Annotated in this window: 21 protein-coding genes and 1 pseudogene; 16 read left to right on the plus strand and 6 right to left on the minus strand. The window is 46.6% G+C overall.

The window, feature by feature from the left end:
* The first annotated feature begins 73 nt into the window (after nucleotides 1-73).
* The 4 genes and pseudogenes from ACHWTJ_RS09395 (at nucleotide 74) to ACHWTJ_RS09410 (ending at nucleotide 2907) form a co-directional block, all read left to right on the plus strand.
* On the plus strand, nucleotides 74-616 hold the full coding sequence (locus tag ACHWTJ_RS09395) for a copper resistance protein CopC (RefSeq protein ID WP_394679536.1): 543 nt from the start codon (nucleotides 74-76) through the stop codon (nucleotides 614-616).
* Entirely contained in the window at nucleotides 613-1704 is a 1092-nt protein-coding gene (locus tag ACHWTJ_RS09400) for a copper resistance D family protein (RefSeq protein WP_394679537.1), read from the plus strand. The genes ACHWTJ_RS09395 and ACHWTJ_RS09400 overlap by 4 nt, the downstream gene beginning before the upstream one ends.
* Before the next feature lie 206 nt (nucleotides 1705-1910).
* Nucleotides 1911-2363: pseudogene (locus tag ACHWTJ_RS09405) on the plus strand (GNAT family N-acetyltransferase).
* Nucleotides 2364-2553: 190 nt separating this feature from the next.
* Nucleotides 2554-2907, plus strand: a complete 354-nt coding sequence (locus ACHWTJ_RS09410) for a hypothetical protein (protein ID WP_394679538.1) — start codon at nucleotides 2554-2556, stop codon at nucleotides 2905-2907.
* Nucleotides 2908-3006: 99 nt separating this feature from the next.
* Here the strand turns inward: ACHWTJ_RS09410 and ACHWTJ_RS09415 are convergent, their stop codons facing one another.
* Nucleotides 3007-3723, minus strand: coding sequence for a GntR family transcriptional regulator (locus tag ACHWTJ_RS09415; RefSeq protein ID WP_294746732.1), 717 nt, complete (start codon nucleotides 3721-3723; stop codon nucleotides 3007-3009).
* A 173-nt stretch (nucleotides 3724-3896) separates the two neighbouring features.
* Here ACHWTJ_RS09415 and ACHWTJ_RS09420 point away from each other — a divergent pair, with 173 nt between their 5' ends.
* The 6 genes from ACHWTJ_RS09420 to ACHWTJ_RS09445 all read left to right on the plus strand — a co-directional run bounded on the left by ACHWTJ_RS09420 (nucleotide 3897) and on the right by ACHWTJ_RS09445 (nucleotide 8551).
* The gene (locus tag ACHWTJ_RS09420) at nucleotides 3897-5219 is read left to right on the plus strand and encodes a 6-phospho-beta-glucosidase (protein WP_394679539.1); all 1323 of its coding nucleotides are present in this window, start codon (nucleotides 3897-3899) and stop codon (nucleotides 5217-5219) included.
* Nucleotides 5216-6535, plus strand: a complete 1320-nt coding sequence (gene celB / locus ACHWTJ_RS09425; protein ID WP_394679540.1) for a PTS cellobiose transporter subunit IIC — start codon at nucleotides 5216-5218, stop codon at nucleotides 6533-6535. The genes ACHWTJ_RS09420 and celB overlap by 4 nt, the downstream gene beginning before the upstream one ends.
* Nucleotides 6532-6864: a PTS lactose/cellobiose transporter subunit IIA gene (locus ACHWTJ_RS09430; protein WP_294751539.1), complete on the plus strand. Its 333-nt coding sequence runs from the start codon at nucleotides 6532-6534 to the stop codon at nucleotides 6862-6864. The genes celB and ACHWTJ_RS09430 overlap by 4 nt, the downstream gene beginning before the upstream one ends.
* A complete protein-coding gene (locus tag ACHWTJ_RS09435; RefSeq protein ID WP_394679541.1) occupies nucleotides 6861-7163 on the plus strand; it encodes a PTS sugar transporter subunit IIB in 303 nt (100 codons plus the stop codon). The genes ACHWTJ_RS09430 and ACHWTJ_RS09435 overlap by 4 nt, the downstream gene beginning before the upstream one ends.
* On the plus strand, nucleotides 7156-7848 hold the full coding sequence (gene chbG, locus ACHWTJ_RS09440) for a chitin disaccharide deacetylase (RefSeq protein WP_394679542.1): 693 nt from the start codon (nucleotides 7156-7158) through the stop codon (nucleotides 7846-7848). Before ACHWTJ_RS09435 ends, chbG begins: the two co-directional genes overlap by 8 nt.
* Nucleotides 7849-8239: 391 nt before the next feature.
* Nucleotides 8240-8551, plus strand: a complete 312-nt coding sequence (locus ACHWTJ_RS09445; protein ID WP_394679543.1) for a hypothetical protein — start codon at nucleotides 8240-8242, stop codon at nucleotides 8549-8551.
* A gap of 383 nt (nucleotides 8552-8934) precedes the next feature.
* Here the strand turns inward: ACHWTJ_RS09445 and ACHWTJ_RS09450 are convergent, their stop codons facing one another.
* Together ACHWTJ_RS09450 and ACHWTJ_RS09455 are read right to left on the minus strand one after the other, a co-directional pair.
* On the minus strand, nucleotides 8935-9687 hold the full coding sequence (locus ACHWTJ_RS09450; protein WP_394679544.1) for a collagenase: 753 nt from the start codon (nucleotides 9685-9687) through the stop codon (nucleotides 8935-8937).
* Nucleotides 9688-9779: 92 nt separating this feature from the next.
* Complete coding sequence (locus ACHWTJ_RS09455) at nucleotides 9780-10697, minus strand: NAD(P)-dependent alcohol dehydrogenase (RefSeq protein WP_394679545.1); 918 nt, start codon at nucleotides 10695-10697, stop codon at nucleotides 9780-9782.
* Nucleotides 10698-10885: 188 nt separating this feature from the next.
* Between ACHWTJ_RS09455 and ACHWTJ_RS09460 the strand changes: the two genes are divergently transcribed.
* The 3 genes from ACHWTJ_RS09460 to ACHWTJ_RS09470 all read left to right on the plus strand — a co-directional run bounded on the left by ACHWTJ_RS09460 (nucleotide 10886) and on the right by ACHWTJ_RS09470 (nucleotide 12171).
* Nucleotides 10886-11185 (plus strand): hypothetical protein, encoded by a 300-nt coding sequence (locus ACHWTJ_RS09460; protein WP_394679546.1) that lies wholly within the window; start codon nucleotides 10886-10888, stop codon nucleotides 11183-11185.
* A gap of 241 nt (nucleotides 11186-11426) precedes the next feature.
* Entirely contained in the window at nucleotides 11427-11759 is a 333-nt protein-coding gene (locus ACHWTJ_RS09465; RefSeq protein WP_394679547.1) for a hypothetical protein, read from the plus strand.
* A 109-nt stretch (nucleotides 11760-11868) separates the two neighbouring features.
* Nucleotides 11869-12171, plus strand: a complete 303-nt coding sequence (locus tag ACHWTJ_RS09470; protein ID WP_394679548.1) for a hypothetical protein — start codon at nucleotides 11869-11871, stop codon at nucleotides 12169-12171.
* A gap of 56 nt (nucleotides 12172-12227) precedes the next feature.
* On the opposite strand, the gene ACHWTJ_RS09475 is transcribed toward ACHWTJ_RS09470, so the two are convergent.
* Nucleotides 12228-12845: a hypothetical protein gene (locus ACHWTJ_RS09475; RefSeq protein WP_394679549.1), complete on the minus strand. Its 618-nt coding sequence runs from the start codon at nucleotides 12843-12845 to the stop codon at nucleotides 12228-12230.
* Nucleotides 12846-12909: 64 nt separating this feature from the next.
* Nucleotides 12910-13239, minus strand: coding sequence for a helix-turn-helix domain-containing protein (locus tag ACHWTJ_RS09480; RefSeq protein ID WP_294750302.1), 330 nt, complete (start codon nucleotides 13237-13239; stop codon nucleotides 12910-12912).
* Between the two features lie 311 nt (nucleotides 13240-13550).
* Between ACHWTJ_RS09480 and ACHWTJ_RS09485 the strand changes: the two genes are divergently transcribed.
* The 3 genes from ACHWTJ_RS09485 to ACHWTJ_RS09495 all read left to right on the plus strand — a co-directional run bounded on the left by ACHWTJ_RS09485 (nucleotide 13551) and on the right by ACHWTJ_RS09495 (nucleotide 16768).
* Nucleotides 13551-14753, plus strand: coding sequence for an MFS transporter (locus ACHWTJ_RS09485; RefSeq protein WP_394679550.1), 1203 nt, complete (start codon nucleotides 13551-13553; stop codon nucleotides 14751-14753).
* 11 nt (nucleotides 14754-14764) lie between these two features.
* On the plus strand, nucleotides 14765-15715 hold the full coding sequence (locus ACHWTJ_RS09490; RefSeq protein ID WP_394679551.1) for a TIGR03571 family LLM class oxidoreductase: 951 nt from the start codon (nucleotides 14765-14767) through the stop codon (nucleotides 15713-15715).
* A 147-nt stretch (nucleotides 15716-15862) separates the two neighbouring features.
* Nucleotides 15863-16768 carry a TerC family protein gene (locus ACHWTJ_RS09495; RefSeq protein ID WP_294750306.1) on the plus strand — a complete coding sequence of 302 codons (906 nt, stop codon included), beginning with the start codon at nucleotides 15863-15865 and terminating at the stop codon, nucleotides 16766-16768.
* Nucleotides 16769-16819: 51 nt separating this feature from the next.
* On the opposite strand, the gene ACHWTJ_RS09500 is transcribed toward ACHWTJ_RS09495, so the two are convergent.
* Nucleotides 16820-17458: an ATP-binding cassette domain-containing protein gene (locus ACHWTJ_RS09500; protein WP_294741822.1), complete on the minus strand. Its 639-nt coding sequence runs from the start codon at nucleotides 17456-17458 to the stop codon at nucleotides 16820-16822.
* Nucleotides 17459-17463: the final 5 nt, after the last annotated feature.

Genomic DNA, 17463 nt, shown 5'->3' on the forward strand with positions numbered 1-17463 from the left:
CGTCAAAATTTGTTGAGTCCCTCTCTTAATGAGTGGACTCATACATACTCAATCAGAGAAAGGAGTCGAACAGATGCAAAAAGTACTGTATTTCTTCGCGTTCGTATTCGGATTTTTCGTATGTTATCCGATGAACGCATTCGCACATACCGGACTAGAATCATCGAACCCGGCAGCAAATGATACCGTCGAGCCGATCGACACGATCGTGTTGAATTTTGAGTCAAACATCGAAGAAGGAGGTTCTCTTCGAGTGTACCCAGCAGGTGCTTCGAAGCCGCTTGAAGGCACATACAACCAAGGAAGTCGAAAAATGCAAATGACTTGGGAACGTCCGTTGACATCCGGATCGTATCGTGTCGACTGGAAAATCATCGGTACCGATGGCCATCCGATTAATGGCACCTATTCTTTTGTTGTCGCGTCGAAAGAGAAGACAAGCACGACAACAGATACGGCACCGGACTCACGAGCAAAAGACGAAGTACGACCCAAACCAAAGACTATGCGCTCAGCAGATGATGGTAGTGTTTCACCCCTTCTGATTGCTGGAGGTTTCCTCGTACTAGTCATCTACTTCTTTAGTCGCATCGTCCTCCGTGGTCGTAAACGATGATTATTCTCTATGTCATCAGCGATACACTACTCTACGGATGTCTTGCTCTGTTAATCGGATACTTTTCCATTCCGTTGATTCCGGTGTCATATCGTCCTGATATCTCGTTTCCTGTGCGACGCATTCGCCTCTTCATTCTATTGATGCCTTTGTTTTTTTCCCTATCCGTCATCCGCATCGTCTATTATTTATATGAGGATATCGGATTATGGATGACGCTTCGATCCGTTCTTTTTACTTTCGAAGTCGGACATGCCTGGATTTTCATGACGGTATTATGTCTCCTGTTGTTTACTGTCACGTTTTCGACTCGTCAAGGTCGTTTTTCTCTCGGAGTATTCCTGTTATTCCTCATGGTCGTGACATTGGCATGGGCTGGTCATGCTTCAAGTATTACAGGTGCACAAGGAATCGTCGTCCATACGATCCATTCGCTGTCCGTTTTTGTCTGGACTGGAGGATTACTCGTGTTGGGGATTTCGAGTAAAACCGCTCACAACTGGAAGCAGTTCCTGGAGTGGTTCAAACCACTCATCATCTTATGTGTCGTCCTGATCATTGGTTCCGGTATCTATCTGATGTCCGTCGTCATCCCGATCGGTGATTATGCAGAATCCTGGATTTTACCGTATGGTCAGTCCCTGTTATGGAAACATGTCTTGATCCTTCCTATATTGATACTTGGTTTCTCGAACGGAAAATGGAGTTATGCGCATCCTGACCAACCGTTTCACATCCGCCGGTCAAGAATGCGGATGGAAGGGATCTTGCTATTGCTACTATTCGCAGCGACAGCCTGGTTAGGACAACAAGAGCCACCGCATTCGATACAAGACACGTTAAAGACGAGTGGATCCGGAACATTATCAGCGTTCCTTTTTCCGAGTCTCGATCAAGTGTACAGCCGAGTACAATTTGAACCGACCATCACCGCCTTTACTTTATTCATGACGAGTCTTCTCTTTTCAGGGTTACTCGTGTTTGCAATCAAAAAAACGAACGATGCTTTGAATACACTCTATTTAAGTCTTGGAATTGCGCTATCACTCTATTTTGGTCTCCTTTACAGTTTGTCAGTTTTTGTGTGACCTACAAGAAGCCCCTATCCATTCGACAGTTATGAACTCTTTTTATAAAAATTCACGAAGAAGACAAACCGTCATGGAGTGTCTTAACATCGAAGAAGCTGATCCAGAAGAATAACTGAATCCTTTCATATCAGATCATTGAATTTGAAGTATTTGAGAAAAGTGAACTCATTAAACGAATTCGTCAGGAGTGTACAGTTATGAACATGAACATCCGTCAATTGTCCGTTCATGAGAAGCCCCCGATGGAGCTCTTACTAGTAGCGGACCCATCTCCGAAAATAGTCGAGTCCTATTTAAAAAGTGGCCGTTTTTTCGTAGCTGAAAAGAACGACCAACTAATCGGTGTGTTTGTTCTTCTTCCGACAAGACCGCAAACGATTGAAATCGTAAATATCGCAGTTGATGAGCCTTACCAAGGGAAGGGAGTCGGAAAATATCTCTTGTAACATGCTATTACCGCAGCACAAACGATGGGATATACGACCATCGAAATCGGGACAGGCAATTCAAGCATCGGGCAGTTGGCGCTTTATCAAAAATGTGGATTCCGGATCGTCGGAGTCGACATGAACTTCTTCTTGAAGCACTACGAAGAGGACATGATTGAAAACGGGATTCGGTGCACAGATATGATTCGATTATCTCAAGACATATAAATATCTCTCCATACCCATTTAAAAAAACTTGATCTGTCACCGACAGTAGAAGTCATCGTACAAAAAATTCGCTATTTTTTGTACGGGTATGGATGATACATTCAAGAGGAATTCACCTTAAATAAGATTGCAAAAAATGGAGCTACACCTCATAATATGAACATACGTTCTTATTATGAGGAGGTCCACCATGCAGCACCTTCAAAAAGAAATGATCCAGCCTACGTCTTTACCCATCCTGAATCCCGTTCTCTGTCTCTTGATTGACGAATCCATCACTCTCCATAATGAGACTTTCGTTCCTAAGGCGAATCAGATGACCGTCATCTTATTCATTGCTCTACGGGAGAGAACCCCTTTAGCTATGCGTCAAACAAATGATGCTGTAATCAGCGAAGAACTTGTCTACATAGAAGAAGTTGACTTCGAAAGTCGACAGTTGACGCTCTTTCATATGAACGATTCGTCATTGTCACACCATCGCTACGTCGAAAACGATTACTTACTCTCCCAACAGCCTCAACTATTACTTAGTATGTCATGAGTTCGATCAAAATCACGATGTAAAAAAAGGTTGAATCCATTTCGATGTGTGAATGGATTCAACCTTTCTTCGCGCTTCTCAACAACAGCGCTATTCCATTTAACGATACGAACGTTCAATCACGAAATTCGTTTTATCCCCGCGGAAGTAGGATCGTGAATACTCAATGATCTGTCCTTCCTGATCCTCCGTTACGGTTTCGATGTAGAAACACGGTGCATTGACTGGACAATTCAGATGACTACTGATCGCTTCATCCGCTAAGACGATTTCGAGTGACTCCGTCGTTTTCGCCACTTGGATATCGAAGACCTTCGATAGCGTATCAAACAACGAATGTTCTGCTTGTTCCTTCGTGATCCCTGGAGCAATCGACCACGGGATATATGAGATCTCATATTGTGTCGGTTCACCGTCAGCATGACGAATCCGTTCAATTTTCTGGATGGGCGCTTGCTCTTCTACAGGAAAGACTTCCGTTAGGACGTCGGTCGCTGAGACGACAGACAATTGAATCAACGACACCTCGCCCCGCTTACCTTGCACCGCTAACTGAGCGGCGTAATTGTTCGGTGTATGCGACAACGTCTGTCGCACTTTTTTACCAGCGACGAACGTCCCACGCCCTTGCTGTCGAATCAGATATCCTTCAAGCGTCAACTGATTCAATGCTCCCCGAACCGTCGTCCGACTGACATCAAACTCTTCACAAAGTACATACTCCGTCGGGAATTTCTTTCCTTCTTCGTAATAGCCTCTCTTGATTCGCGACAATAACTCTTCTTTGATTGCCGTCTGTAACGTCGATTGCGACATACCGCCACCTCCTCCTCTTATCCTTTGTGCCTTTATTGTGATACAGACATCATACAAATGCAAATACAAATCTTAATTTGTTTTATTTGTATTTTTATATTGCTCTAAGTTGTATTATTTGTTACATTTGTTACAACAAAAAGAAATCGCTTTCATGAGGAGGAATTCACAACATGCCACTCAAGGTCGTCATCATCGGTGGAGGCTCCAGCTACACACCGGAAATCATCGAAGGTTTCATCTTGCGTCACCATTCCTTTCCGGTCGATGAGGTCGTACTCGTCGATATCGAAGACGGAAAAGAGAAGCTTGAAATCGTTGGTCAACTCGCCCAACGGATGATTGACAAGTCTAACGTGAAGATCGCACTTCGTTGGACGCTCGATCGAAAAGAAGCGCTCCGCGGAGCCGACTTCGTCTCGACGCAAATTCGAGTCGGGGGTCTTACGGCGCGGGCGCTTGACGAGCGCATCCCACTGAAGCACGGCTTCATCGGGCAAGAAACGAATGGTGCTGGCGGTATGTTCAAAGCGTTCCGGACGATTCCTGTTTTGCTCGAACTCGCTGACGAGATGGCCGAACTTTGTCCCAACGCCTGGTTAATCAATTTCACTAATCCTGCAGGAATCGTGACCGAAGCACTTCTAAAACATTCCAAACATCAGAAGGTGATTGGTGTCTGCAACATCCCGTTCAATATGCGGAATTCCGTTGCTGAAATCCTGCACGCCCCCGTCGAGCACGTCTCGATCGAATTCATCGGATTGAATCACTTCATCTTTGGTCGACAGGTCACGGTAAATGGTGTCGATCGGACAGAAGACGTTCTTGCTGCGTTAAGTCAAGGAAATGACTACTCCCCAGCGAATATCGTTGGACTCGGTTGGTCGGAGTCGTTCCTGAATTCGATCAAGATGTTACCGAACCCGTACCATCAGTATTATTTCCAAACGCGTGACGTGCTCGCTAAAGATTTACAGGCTTACGAAGAGCACGGAACACGCGCTGAAGTCGTCCAAGAAGTCGAGCGCCGCCTATTCGAACAATACCGAGACGTATCGCTCGACGTGAAACCGAAGGAGCTTGAGCAACGCGGTGGAGCCTATTACTCGGATGCAGCATGTAACTTAATGGACTCTCTTTATAACGACCGTGGTGATATCCAAACCGTCAATACGCTGAATCAAGGGACGATCCGTGACTTACCGGAAGAGGCGGTCATCGAGGTCAACGCTGTCATCACAAAAGCCGGACCACGACCACTTTCAATCGGTAGCTTGCCACTCCCCGTCCGTGGACTGATCACGAACTTAAAGACATTCGAACAACTGACGATTCAAGCAGCCATCACAGGAAAGTACGAGGATGCTTATCTGGCTGCCCTGATGAATCCATTGATTCAAGACGAAAAACGGATCGATGCCTTACTTGAAGAGCTGTTTCGCGCACATCATTCTTACCTACCCCAATTCCAACTTAAGGAGGTTCTCTCATGAATAAGTTCATTGAAATCGCCGGACGGATCGGTTCCCAGCGCCATCTTGTCGCTATCCGTGATGGCTTCGTCTCTGTCATGCCGCTCATCATCGTCGGTTCACTCGCGATTCTGATCAATAACTTCCCTGCGATCCAGCTCGGTAGCTGGTCGCTCGATTTCGTCGGCTCGATGAACAATGCTTTTGGTGAAGGTAGTTGGCAACGGCTTGGCGGCAACATTTGGAATGCCTCCTTCGCGATTCTCGGCTTACTAGTCGCTTTCTCGATCGCCTATAACTTGGCACGTTCCTACGATATCGACGGTCTCGCCGCTGGTATCCTGTCAATCGCTTCTTATGTCATGCTCGTTCCAGTCACGAAGGATTGGGGACTTAGCTTCGCTTGGCTCGGTGCACAAGGCTTATTCGTCGCCATCATCGTCTCGCTTCTTGTGACGGAAGCGTTCCGCCTTCTCATCCATACGAAGCTGACGATCCGAATGCCGGAGGGTGTGCCAGGTGGTGTCACACGTTCGTTCCAAGCCTTGATTCCTTCGGTGATCATCTTGACGGTCGTTGCTGCGATTCAGTTATTCATTCAAGTAAAACTCGAACTCAGTATCTTCGAAGTCATTTTCAAAGCAATTCAGCAGCCTCTTCAAGGCTTCGGTGATTCGCTCGCCGCTGCTCTAATTATCGCCCTATTGAACCATGTCCTCTGGTTCTTCGGTCTACACGGCACGAACATCATCGGGTCAGTCATCGAGCCGATCTACCTGCCGCTGATTGAACAGAACCTAGCTGCTTTTCAAGCTGGTGCCTCAGCCTATGACGTCCCGTACACGGTAACAAAACCGTTCCTCGACGCGTTCGTCTTCATGGGGGGCTCTGGTACGACTTTGTCACTACTACTTGCCATCTTCATCGTCGTAAGGAAACAACGCAATCATCCCTATCATCAAGTCGCTAAGCTATCAGCACCAGCTGGTCTGTTCAATATCAATGAACCGGTCATCTTCGGTATGCCGATCGTGCTCAACCCGGTCATGTTGATCCCATTCATTCTTGCACCAGTCGTCTTGACGGTCGTCTCATATGTTGCACTATCAACCGGAATGGTTCCAAAGACGGTCGCTATCGTACCATGGACGACACCACCGATCATCAGCGGATACCTTGTCACCGGTGGTAGCATTCGCGGTGTCCTACTTCAGGTGTTCAACTTAACGCTCGCGACACTCATTTACATCCCGTTCGTCGTAGCAGGAGCTCGCGCCATGACTGCCGAAATCAATCGAAACAAAGACAACGTCCACGAAGGAGAGAAAATCAGTTGAAGACAGAATCGATCCAACAACTATCGTTCATGATCATCTTACATGCCGGAAATGCACGCTCGAGTGCGTTTGAAGCACTTGCTGCTGCCAAACGCAGTGACGAAGCACTTGTCCAAGCGAAACTCGAGGAAGCAGAGACCTCGTTTCTTGAGGCACACAAACTTCAGACAGAACTGTTGCAAGAAGAAGCACGAGGAACGAGCAACGAGATGAGTGTTCTACTCGTCCACGCTCAAGATCATCTGATGACGGCAATGACAGTCAAGGAATTGGCGACCGAGATGATCGACATGATCACTAGAATCAACCGACTGGAGGAAACGAAATGAACATCTTACTCGTCTGCTCAGCAGGCATGTCCACCTCAATCCTAGTAGAAAAAATGCGGACGGAAGCTGAAGCAAGAGGACTTAATGCAAAGATTGAAGCGGTCCCCGAATCACGACTAAAGGATCATACGACGATGGACGTCATCTTAATCGGTCCGCAAGTCCGCTACCTCGAGAATAAAATCCGCTCAGCAGTTAACGTGCCGGTTGCCGTGATTGACAACATGGCATACGGATTGATGAAGGGCGATCAAGTGCTTGATCAAGCACTCTCGCTGACGGGAACGACGCATGCCTAAGACGCGTGTAATCGTCAATGCTGATGATTTCGGTTTGACGACGGGTATCAATCAAGGCATCATCGAGAGTCATCTCAACGGTCCCGTCAATTCAACGACGCTGATGATGAACGGACATGCGGTCGAAGATGCCGTTCGACTTTGTCAGCAACACCCAGACCTGCATGTCGGCGTACATCTCGTGCTCTCTTGGGGAAAACCGCTCGCGCCAACGAGTCAGTCGTTAACGAAAGCGGACGGAACATTCCGTTTCACGAGTCGCTTTTTGAAGGAAGAGCCACCGAATCCCGAAGACGTCTACCTGGAATGGAAAGCTCAGATTGAAGCTTTTCTTGCTACAGGTCTGTCGCTGCATCACTTAGACAGTCACCATCATATCCACGGCTGGTCCGCAATTGATTCCGTCATCGTCGATCTCGCTAACGAATATCAAACGACGTTCCGTGCTGCTGGGAACGAGAAGCACCGGGATCTCTGGCTAACGAATCGATTCGATGATCGATTTTATGGAGAGGGCGTTTCGGTTGCGATCCTTGATTCAATCACACCCGGTTCATCCGTTGAGGTCATGGTGCACCCTGCTAACATGGATGCGCTACTTCCAAGCGTCACGTCTTATGTGAATCAGAGACTCGTCGAGAAAGATCTTTTAACGAGATACACTCCACCGGATTGGTGGACATGAAAAAATATCCCTATTGCCTTGATGAAACGAGGAGTAGGGATATTGTCATTTTCTTAATGAAACATCGTATTAAGAAATCGCGTTATGATTTGGAATTAATTTTACATATATCTCGTTTAATGACATACTAACGGTAAACTTTTCATAAGGAGGAGATCCCTTTGAAAAAACAACTTGCTTTTGCCGGTTCTTTTGCACTCTCAGCTATCACGATCGTCATCATTCTTAAATTAGTTGGAGTCGATCTCTAAAGCAATCACTCAATTGATGTAGATTTTCAAATTAATGATTCATTTGCTGTTATGATGCATCGTCTTTCGATCATCTGTAACAGCTTTTCTAGGCTTAATGCTATGGAACGATCGGAAGTGATGAATTGAGAAAAGTCGGAATGAACGTTTTAATTGTCTCACTCCTATTAGGAGGACTGCTGTTTTACTTAGACGTCCGATACGATGAACGATTCGAGCAGCACGTCAGCACTAAGGTTGAGACTTATGTCGATAAAAAATACGGTCCAGCTCGTGTCGTCTCACTCCACTCTGCTTATGACGACAAACACCGCGATAAGGAAAAACGCTATAAGATTGCCGTAAAAGTCCGTGGTCAAGGGCTCCAAAAAGAGGAATACTTGCTATATCGTCTTCAAGACGACCGAGTCGTTGAGATGGGCAAGACGACTAGTTTGCCGAAGCGAAACTAGAGTTCGCGATGATAACTTGTTTCGCACTACATAACATGAAAAGTCAGCTGATTCCTTTTTTAGATGGAATCAGCTGACTTTTTTATTTAATCTGTTTTATGACTCCGAAATATCGTAAGCCAGTAACAGTAAATATGACATCATGCAGAACGTAATGAGATGGATGCCGACGAATCCGCACTTGAGTATTCGATGCCTCGTTTTGTACCCTGTGTATACGCCGACTAACGGAACGATAAACAGAAGTAGGATATAGACGCTTCCAAACCCTTTCAGACTGCCTCCGCTCTTCATCAGGAAAAATAAGAAACAAAAACAGATGAATGCAGATAACGAAAGAATACTGTAACGATTCATAAGCCCTCCTCCACTACAAACACAGCTTAGCGTCTTACCGTCTGAAGATTGAAGTATTCCGATAGCGGCACGATCCGCCCCTGTTCATGCCAGTTCCGATATGCTTCAAAAACACGTAAGACGTCCCCGTCATACCGTTCCTCGATAAGATGGTGGATCGCGAGAAAGCTCCGCCAATAATCAAACATGATACTCGACAGACTACCGGCATAGGAGGCACTCCCAAATTGATCAATCGAGCGCGCTCCATACTCCTCCTGAAAGAGCTCGACCAATTCTGTCTCAATTGTCGTAATTCGCTTGAATGCTTCGTCCGACAACAAATGCTTTCGGGGCAGGTACTCACACATTCCCTCTTCGAACCAGATCCCGTCTGCTCTCTCATCGTCGAATTCATCAACGAACAAATCCAAGTGATGCGTCAGTTCATGACCAGCAATCGTCAAGACGTGATCTTCCGCGAGCGTTTCGTAGAATGCTCGAATATGTGGTACGTCCTTCCCGTCGAGTTGGGATAAAAATAACGTTCGCCACTCTGTAACATCTGGTGATATGTAGATCAAGTCCTTATTCGTAAATGCTGGAATCGGAATGTCCGATAAGACGGTCGTCGCGAGTTCCGCTGACGTCCAAACAATTCCTTTCGGCACGTCGATCAGTTGATACGTCTCTTGTAAGATCGTTTGATACTCGTCTAACCGTGCTTGAAAGCGATGCGTGACCGCTTCGTATTTGTCATAGTCCGTTTTTGTCTCAAACGCATGAATCTGTTTCATCATCGCTATATCCCCCATCCTTAAAATAGCCCATTTTATTTTAACATATATTGGATAAACATAAAAAAACCACCTGACCCAGGTGGTTCGATGAATCATTCGTTTGCTATTAACACGACGACGTTACCGAATTTTTGTCCGGAGTCAACGTAACGATGGGCTTCGACGATCTCATCAAGCGAATAGATATGGTCGATGACGGCTTTAAATCGTCCCGCTTCAAACAGTTCATTTAAATAGTATAGATCTTCTTTCCGTTCTCTCGCCACACCCTGCCCCGCGACAGATGCAAAGGTACCGTTTTGTTTGACGTGTCTTTTCGCTTGCGTCTTATTGATCTTTCCGGATGCATCAAAGACGGCATCAAATTTGAGCAACAATCCATCGTAACCGTCCCTCGTATAATCGATGACGTGATCGGCACCGAGTGCTTTGACCCTTTCCGTGTTTCGTCCACTACAGACAGCCGTCACCTGCAGTCCTTTTGCTTTAGCGATCTGAACGGCAGCCGTCCCGACAGCGCCCGACGCACCGTAAATCAAGATCGTCTTCATCTGATCGATTTGGAGTTTCCGGAAGAAATGAAGCGACGTCGTACCACCGAACGGGAGACAGACCGCTTCCGTGTATGATGCATGCTGCGGCATTTTTGCAATGCAACGTTTCTCAGACACGCATGCATATTCGGCGTATCCACCGAAGCCAAATCCCGTCAAGGCATGTACACGGTCGCCGACTTGGAACTGCTTGACGTCTTGACCGACTTCGACGACTTCACCGGCAAGAACGACGCCAAGAATTGGTTGTCGCGGTCGCTTGAAACCAATCGCTAGACGCATTGGAAGTTTCCCTAACAGCGGAACATCCAGTGCACGCATGCGACGATCTCCGGAGTGGACGGCAGATGCATGTACTTTAATCAGTAGATCGTTTGATTTTGGAACCGGACGTGGTACCTCTGTTATGTGCAAGACGTCCGGGGATCCGTAGCGGGTACAGATGGCTGCCTTCATCGTAATGCCTCCTCTGATCGAGATGATGGTATTTCTTTAATCATACGCCGATTCCTGCCTGAATTCCTTTCATTCCAGAGCAAGAATATTTTTTTGATTCGCATCAATCGGCTTCATAATTGGTAAAATTTATATAATATTTTGATTTCTTCTAACCCTATTAACTGACGAAAGTAGGTGCCTGGTTCATGCCGACACGTCGTTGTCTTTTCGCTTTTATTTTATTCCTTAGTATGCCGCTTGGTGCCTGTACACACGAGAACGATGCACGAATCGTCGAGAAAATTACAGGGGATACGTTATTCGTCGCTCCGAGTGAACAACATGCGGACGAGCAGTATGCATTAACAGAGATTCGCGTCACAACGGACACGATCGTCTATGGCAAAACGGATAACACGGCTGCCATTCAGACGGGTGATACGATTCAAGTGACGTTTGCAAAGGACTCGATTGTCGCGACCGAGATCCGTCGAACGAAAAACTAAGAAAGAGGGTTATCCATGATCGTCCAAGTACTACGCCATCTACGCAACATTTTCATGATTACCACTGCGATTTTTGGTTCATCCTATTTTTTTCAAAAGAATATAGGTAATGATCTCATTGATTTCCTGTTCATCGGAATCATAGGTGCGATTGGTTTTTTCATTACCTTCGGACTTCTCTGGTATCTCAAACGAAAAGAAACGCACGGTTTTTAATAAACTCATTAAAGTAGACACAATCATGATGGCACGTACGAAAAAATTACATCTTATTCAGTTGAAAGTACTTTTCGCGCTTCTGATCACGCTCTCGATGATTGGTGCTGTTTTCGCACCTAATTCTGTCGATGCAGCGACTAAGGAGTATACATCTTACAAAAAGCTAAAACTTGGCATGACCGCGACAGACGTCGCAAAATCGCTCTACGGAAAAGCCTATAATGACAATACAGTCGAATATCCAGAAAAACAGACATCTCTCTTTTACTCGTATCGAAATCCAACGGGTGATGATTGGATGATCGTTGAATTTAAATATGATTTCGATCAAAAGAGATATATCGCTCAAAAATAACGAGTATTCATCTTCGGATGAATACTTTTTTACTTTTAATTGAAATTGATTGAATCTTTTTACAGAGCGTTTCGTAAAAATCTGTATACACGAAAGGAGTTCGACACACATGTTTGATTTGTTATTGGCCGTTGGTATTTGTCTCGTTGGCTATTGGTTCTACTATGTCTTCTTACTCGGATTCAAAAAAGGAAATATCGTCATGACGTTTAATGAACGGTTCATCCATTATGAAGACCATATTCAAGCTGTTAAGCGAAGATTAAAGGATGACGGTCGCCACTTCGAGTATCTTGGCGATCACAAATTCATCGTTGATGGAAAACCGTATCTGTTCATGGAACGGACGGTTCCAGGGGACTTTGGTCCTCTGCAACAGACGATTCTAAAAGGTCAACGTAAAGCGTTCTAACCAAAACACCGCTCCTTCTGTCAATGACAGAGGGAGCGGTCTTATTTGATTAAGCATTATTCAGGTGTATATGCATACAATTCATCCATGACGCGTCGAATCGCGGGCAATGAATGCTCTAAATCAATCCAGGTTTTAAAATAATACTCGAAAAAGACACCTTGGTTCCGCATCCGTTCTAATGTATTAATCGGATCTCCTTCGGTGACCCAATCTAAGTTCTCAAAATTTGTATAACTATCCGTAAATGATACGTCCTCCTCGTGAATGCCTGACTCTAAATAATCATTCGAACAGGTCTCATTTTGTACATCGATTTGTCGATAAAAATCACGAAGTCCTTCCTTTGGACGATTGATATGGTAGGACTCACCCGTTTGATAACTCTCCTGGTAATACCATTCCCACAAGATGACCCATTTCCAGACCAATCCATCGATTAGATAATGACCGATTGCCCGGTCCATCCGGCAAAAGTTAAATCGAAACGTCCGTTCACCAAAGTTTGTCTTCAGATCAAGGACGACTTTGATATCATTGGTTTCCGGCGGATGACCGAAAAACAAGATGCCGTGCTCGAATCCTTGTGCAAACTCCTCGATTGACTGGCGGTTGCCGGCTTTATCCTCAAAACTTACTGTAATCGAATCGAACTGAACGATTGATTGCTCCATCTTTTTCCTCACCTTGTATATGTATTCAAAAAAGTGAGTCTCGAGTGAGACTCACTTTTGTTCGTCATGACGAGATGACCTCTCCACCGGTCAAATCGATATGTCCTTCTCCCCATGCACACATCGCGTCAAGAATCGGCTTCAGCGACCAGCCGTACTCGGATAACGAGTAGACGACTTTCGGTGGAACTTGTTCAAAGACCGTCCGGATGATGACGCCGTCTTCTTCTAACTCGCGCAATTGTTGCGTCAGCATTTTTTGCGTAATCGTCGGCATCAGCTTGCGGAGCTCACTCGTCCGACGCTCGCCTTTGATCAAATGACACATGATGACGACCTTCCACTTTCCACCGATGACTTCAAGGGTTGCTTCGACCGGGATATTGTATGGCATATATGTTCCATCCTTTCGTGATTCCGTTAAGAGCATAGGTACTTTTTAGTGCCTATCGTACTTGAAAGTGCGTACTTCCCAAGCAGATTAGCTGGCTATATGATAGCAATTGTCAACGGAAAGTACAACCTCCTTTTAGACCTTGCATCTAAATGAAGGAGTAGGGTACTTTTTAGTGCCTATCGCACTTTAAAGTACGTACTTCCCGAAAGGAAACACCCCGGTTATGCTGGGGTCATGTCAATCGGATCATGTTCGGTCGGGCCCACTGAACACGATCCCTACTGAAATCATTTTTAGGAGGAATCCCCATGAATCAATTAAACTCACAGATCCAGGAGGAACAGGTCCCAAGAAACGGCGGACTTGCCCTACTTGCCTTAGCAATCAGCGCCTTTGGGATCGGTACGACGGAATTCGTTCCCGTCGGACTGCTCGCAGCAATCGCTGGTGACTTAAATATCGGTATCACACTCGCTGGTCTCATCATCTCTGGTTACGCGATCGGTGTCGCCGTCGGTGCGCCGATCTTGACAGCACTAACGAACCGGATGAATCGAAAAACATTACTGATGGCATTGATGGTCGTCTTCATCGCCGGTAACCTGATCTCCGCGATCTCACCGACGTTTGAATTGTTGATCGTCGCCCGTTTCATCACTGCCTTTTCGCACGGTGTCTTCTTCTCAATCGGTGCGACGATTGCTGTCCAGCTCGTACCGGAGCATAAAAAAGCGAGTGCCATCGCCTTAATGTTCACAGGTCTGACAGTCGCAACGGTTACAGGTGTGCCACTCGGGACATTCATCGGTCAATCATTCGGTTGGCGCGCGACGTTCTTCGCGGTTGCCGCACTCGGAATCATCGCGATCATCGCAAGCTTCTTCTTGATTCCAAAAGACTTGAAACAATCACCACCTGCTAAGTTCTCCGACATGTTTAAATTGTTGACGAACGGACGCTTGATGCTCGGCTTCTTGATCACTGCCCTCGGCTACGGTGGAACGTTCGTCGCCTTTACGTACTTGACACCGATCATGCAGGACGTCACGAAAATCAGTCCGAGCTTAATCAGTATCATTCTGCTCGTCTACGGAATCGCGGTTGCGATCGGAAATACGGTCGGCGGAAAACTCGCGAACGGTAATCCGATTAAAGCGTTGTTCTATATGTTCATTATCCATGCCATCGTCATGATTGCTCTCTCGTTCATGATTCCGTTCAAGGTTGCCGGTATCATCGGCATCATCTTAATGGGGCTTCTTGCGTTCATGAACGTCCCTGGACTCCAGCTCTATATCGTCCAGTTGGCTGAAAAATATGTCCCAGCAGCAGTTGATGTCGCATCTGCCTTGAATATCGCAGCCTTCAACATCGGCATCGCACTCGGAGCAACGATTGGTGGTCTCGTCACCGATACGATCGGTCTCGTCCACACACCATGGGTCGGCGGGATCATGGTTATCCTTGCCGTCATCCTCACAGCTATTTCTCGTCGTCTTGAACATCAATAAGGAGGACTACTATGTTTAACGATCATGCAAGTTATCAGCGGATGTACCGGGAGGGCGAGCTCACGCTCGGTCTCCACGTCCCGCTCGAGAATTTCAAGATGCGAACGCCGACGCTTGTTAATCAAGTCGAGCTCGCACAAAAAGCAGAGAACTATGGTTTTACGACACTCTGGTTACGCGACGTTTTATTAAAGGATCCTTATTTTCTTGATCCGGCTGTCGGACAGATTCATGACATGCTGATTTACGGAACGCATCTCCTTAGCCAGACGAAACAGATCGCCCTCGGAACGTCAGCGCTCGTCTTGCCGCTCCGTCATCCGTTACGCTCTGCAAAAGAAGTCGCGACGATTGATGCGTTATTCCCGGAACGCTTGATTCTCGGTGTCTCGTCTGGTGACCGACAAGCCGATTTCCATGGACTTGGTGTCGATCATCCGAGCCGCGGTGCTCAGTTCAAGAAAGCATTACAAGTGATGGAACAAGCCTTATACGAAGACTATCCGCAAATCGATTCGACGTATGGAGAAGTCCGTGGTGCGACGCTCGTGCCACGCCCGAAGAAACGAATCCCGACGATGATCACGGGTTTCGCACAGCAGGATATGGACTGGCTCGCAAAAAACGGTGACGGTTGGATGTATTATCCGCAAGGTCCGTTCGAACAAGCGCGTGCCATCGAACAATGGCGTGCTGCCAGTCAAGCAGCCGGTACCACAACGTTCCGCCCGTTTTCGATGCCGATGCATCTCGACCTTTCTGCCGATCCGGATGAAGAAGCAACACCGATTCGACTCGGTTTCCGGATCGGTCGCAATCGATTAATCGAGTTGCTCGAATTGTACCGTGAGCTTGGCGTCAATCATTTATTCTTCGCCCTATTCGACGGTGAACGCTCAGCGGAAGACGTCATCGATGAACTTGGAACATACGTCGTACCACATTTCCCACCACTCACGTAATCTACTAAAAGCACTGTTCGTTTGAGCAGTGCTTTTTTGATTTTGTTCACAATTTCAAAAAAGAGCACACTTCCCTCTTTACTTTTGAGTTCTTATGAACTTATAATTAACTCAAGATAACTAATCACCTTAAAGGAGGAAGCGCTGTTGACACTACTCATTGCTTTTCTAGCCATCGTTTTCATCATGCTCGCCCTTGACCTTGGAGTCTTCCATCGCAAGGCACATGAAGTTTCGCTTCGGGAGGCTTGGACATGGACGTTCGTCTGGATCGCGATTGCCGTCGCCTTCGGAGGCTGGCTCTATATCGACCAAGGTAGCGCTGCTGCTGTCGAATATACGAGCGTTTATTTCATCGAGAAGGCTCTCGCGATTGATAACGTCTTCGTCTTCTCACTCGTCTTCGCGTATTTTGCGATTCCATTGAAGTATCAGCACAAAGTTTTGTTCTGGGGAATTCTCGGTGCAATCTTCTTCCGTGTCATCTTCATCGTCGCTGGTGTTTCGTTGCTTGAGAACTTCGCTTGGGTGTACTACATCTTCGGCGCGTTCCTTGTCTACACAGGTTGGATGATGTACAAGAATATCGGGCAAGAGACGTCGCTTGAAGACAACAAAACGATTCGCTGGTTAGAGAAACGTTTACCGATCACGCAAGACATCTCGTCTGGTAAGTTCGCAAAACGAATTGATGGGAAGCTGTTTTTCACGCCGCTTTTAATCACACTGCTCTTCATCGAAGTATCAGATATCGTCTTCGCCGTCGACTCGGTCGCAGCAAGCTTCGCGTACTCGCGTGATCCGTTCATCATCTTCTATGCGAACATCATGGCGATCCTCGGACTCCGGAGTCTCTACTTCGTCCTCGCGAACTTGATCGATCGTTTCTACTATTTGAAACACGGTCTCAGCTTCATGCTCGTCTTCATCGGAGCGAAGATGATTCTCGGTGATGTCTACAAAATGCCAATCTGGATGTCGCTCGGAACGATTGTCCTCGTCATCTTGATCAGCGTCTTCTACAGCTTCTATAAGACGAAACCAGGAAAATAATCGATCGTAATGCAACAGGGAGTGGATCAACGGATCCACTCCCTGTTTGTGTTAGCCGACCTGTTCGAGCTGACCTTGATTGATCCGGTAGACAGAGTCACAAAGTGCGTCGATGTCCTGTTGATTGTGACTCGTCAAGATGATCGTCTTCCCTTCTTTTTTGAACGACAACAAAAGTTCCCGCAGACGCAAGACACTATCGTGATCGAGTGCGTTGAATGCCTCATCCAAAATCAAGATATCCTGCTGTTCCATGATGGCTTGCGCGATTGCGAGCTTTTGTTTCATTCCGAGCGAATATTGTTTGACCTTCTGACGATTGCCAGGCTGTAAGCCGACGGTCCGCATCGCTTGTTCGATGTCAGCATCTGTGATCACTTTTCGGATCGCTGCGAGTTGCTTTAAGTTCTCAAATCCTGATTTATGCGCGATATAACCCGGTCGATCGATGATGACGCCGACGTTTTCCGGAAAGCGTCGTGTCGGACCGAGCTGTTCATTCCGGACGGTGATCGTTCCCGCGTCCGGATGGATGAAGCCGCAAATCATCTTGAATAAGACGGATTTTCCTGAACCGTTCGGTCCCGTAATGCCGACGATGTCTCCTTTTTGAATCGTCAAATCGACGTCTGCAAATAACGGATTACCTTGATACCCTTTCGTGACCTGCTCGAGCTTGATCATTTCCATGATAC

It is taken from the genome of uncultured Exiguobacterium sp. (genome assembly GCF_964277885.1).
Taxonomy (GTDB): Bacteria; Bacillota; Bacilli; order Exiguobacteriales; family Exiguobacteriaceae; genus Exiguobacterium_A.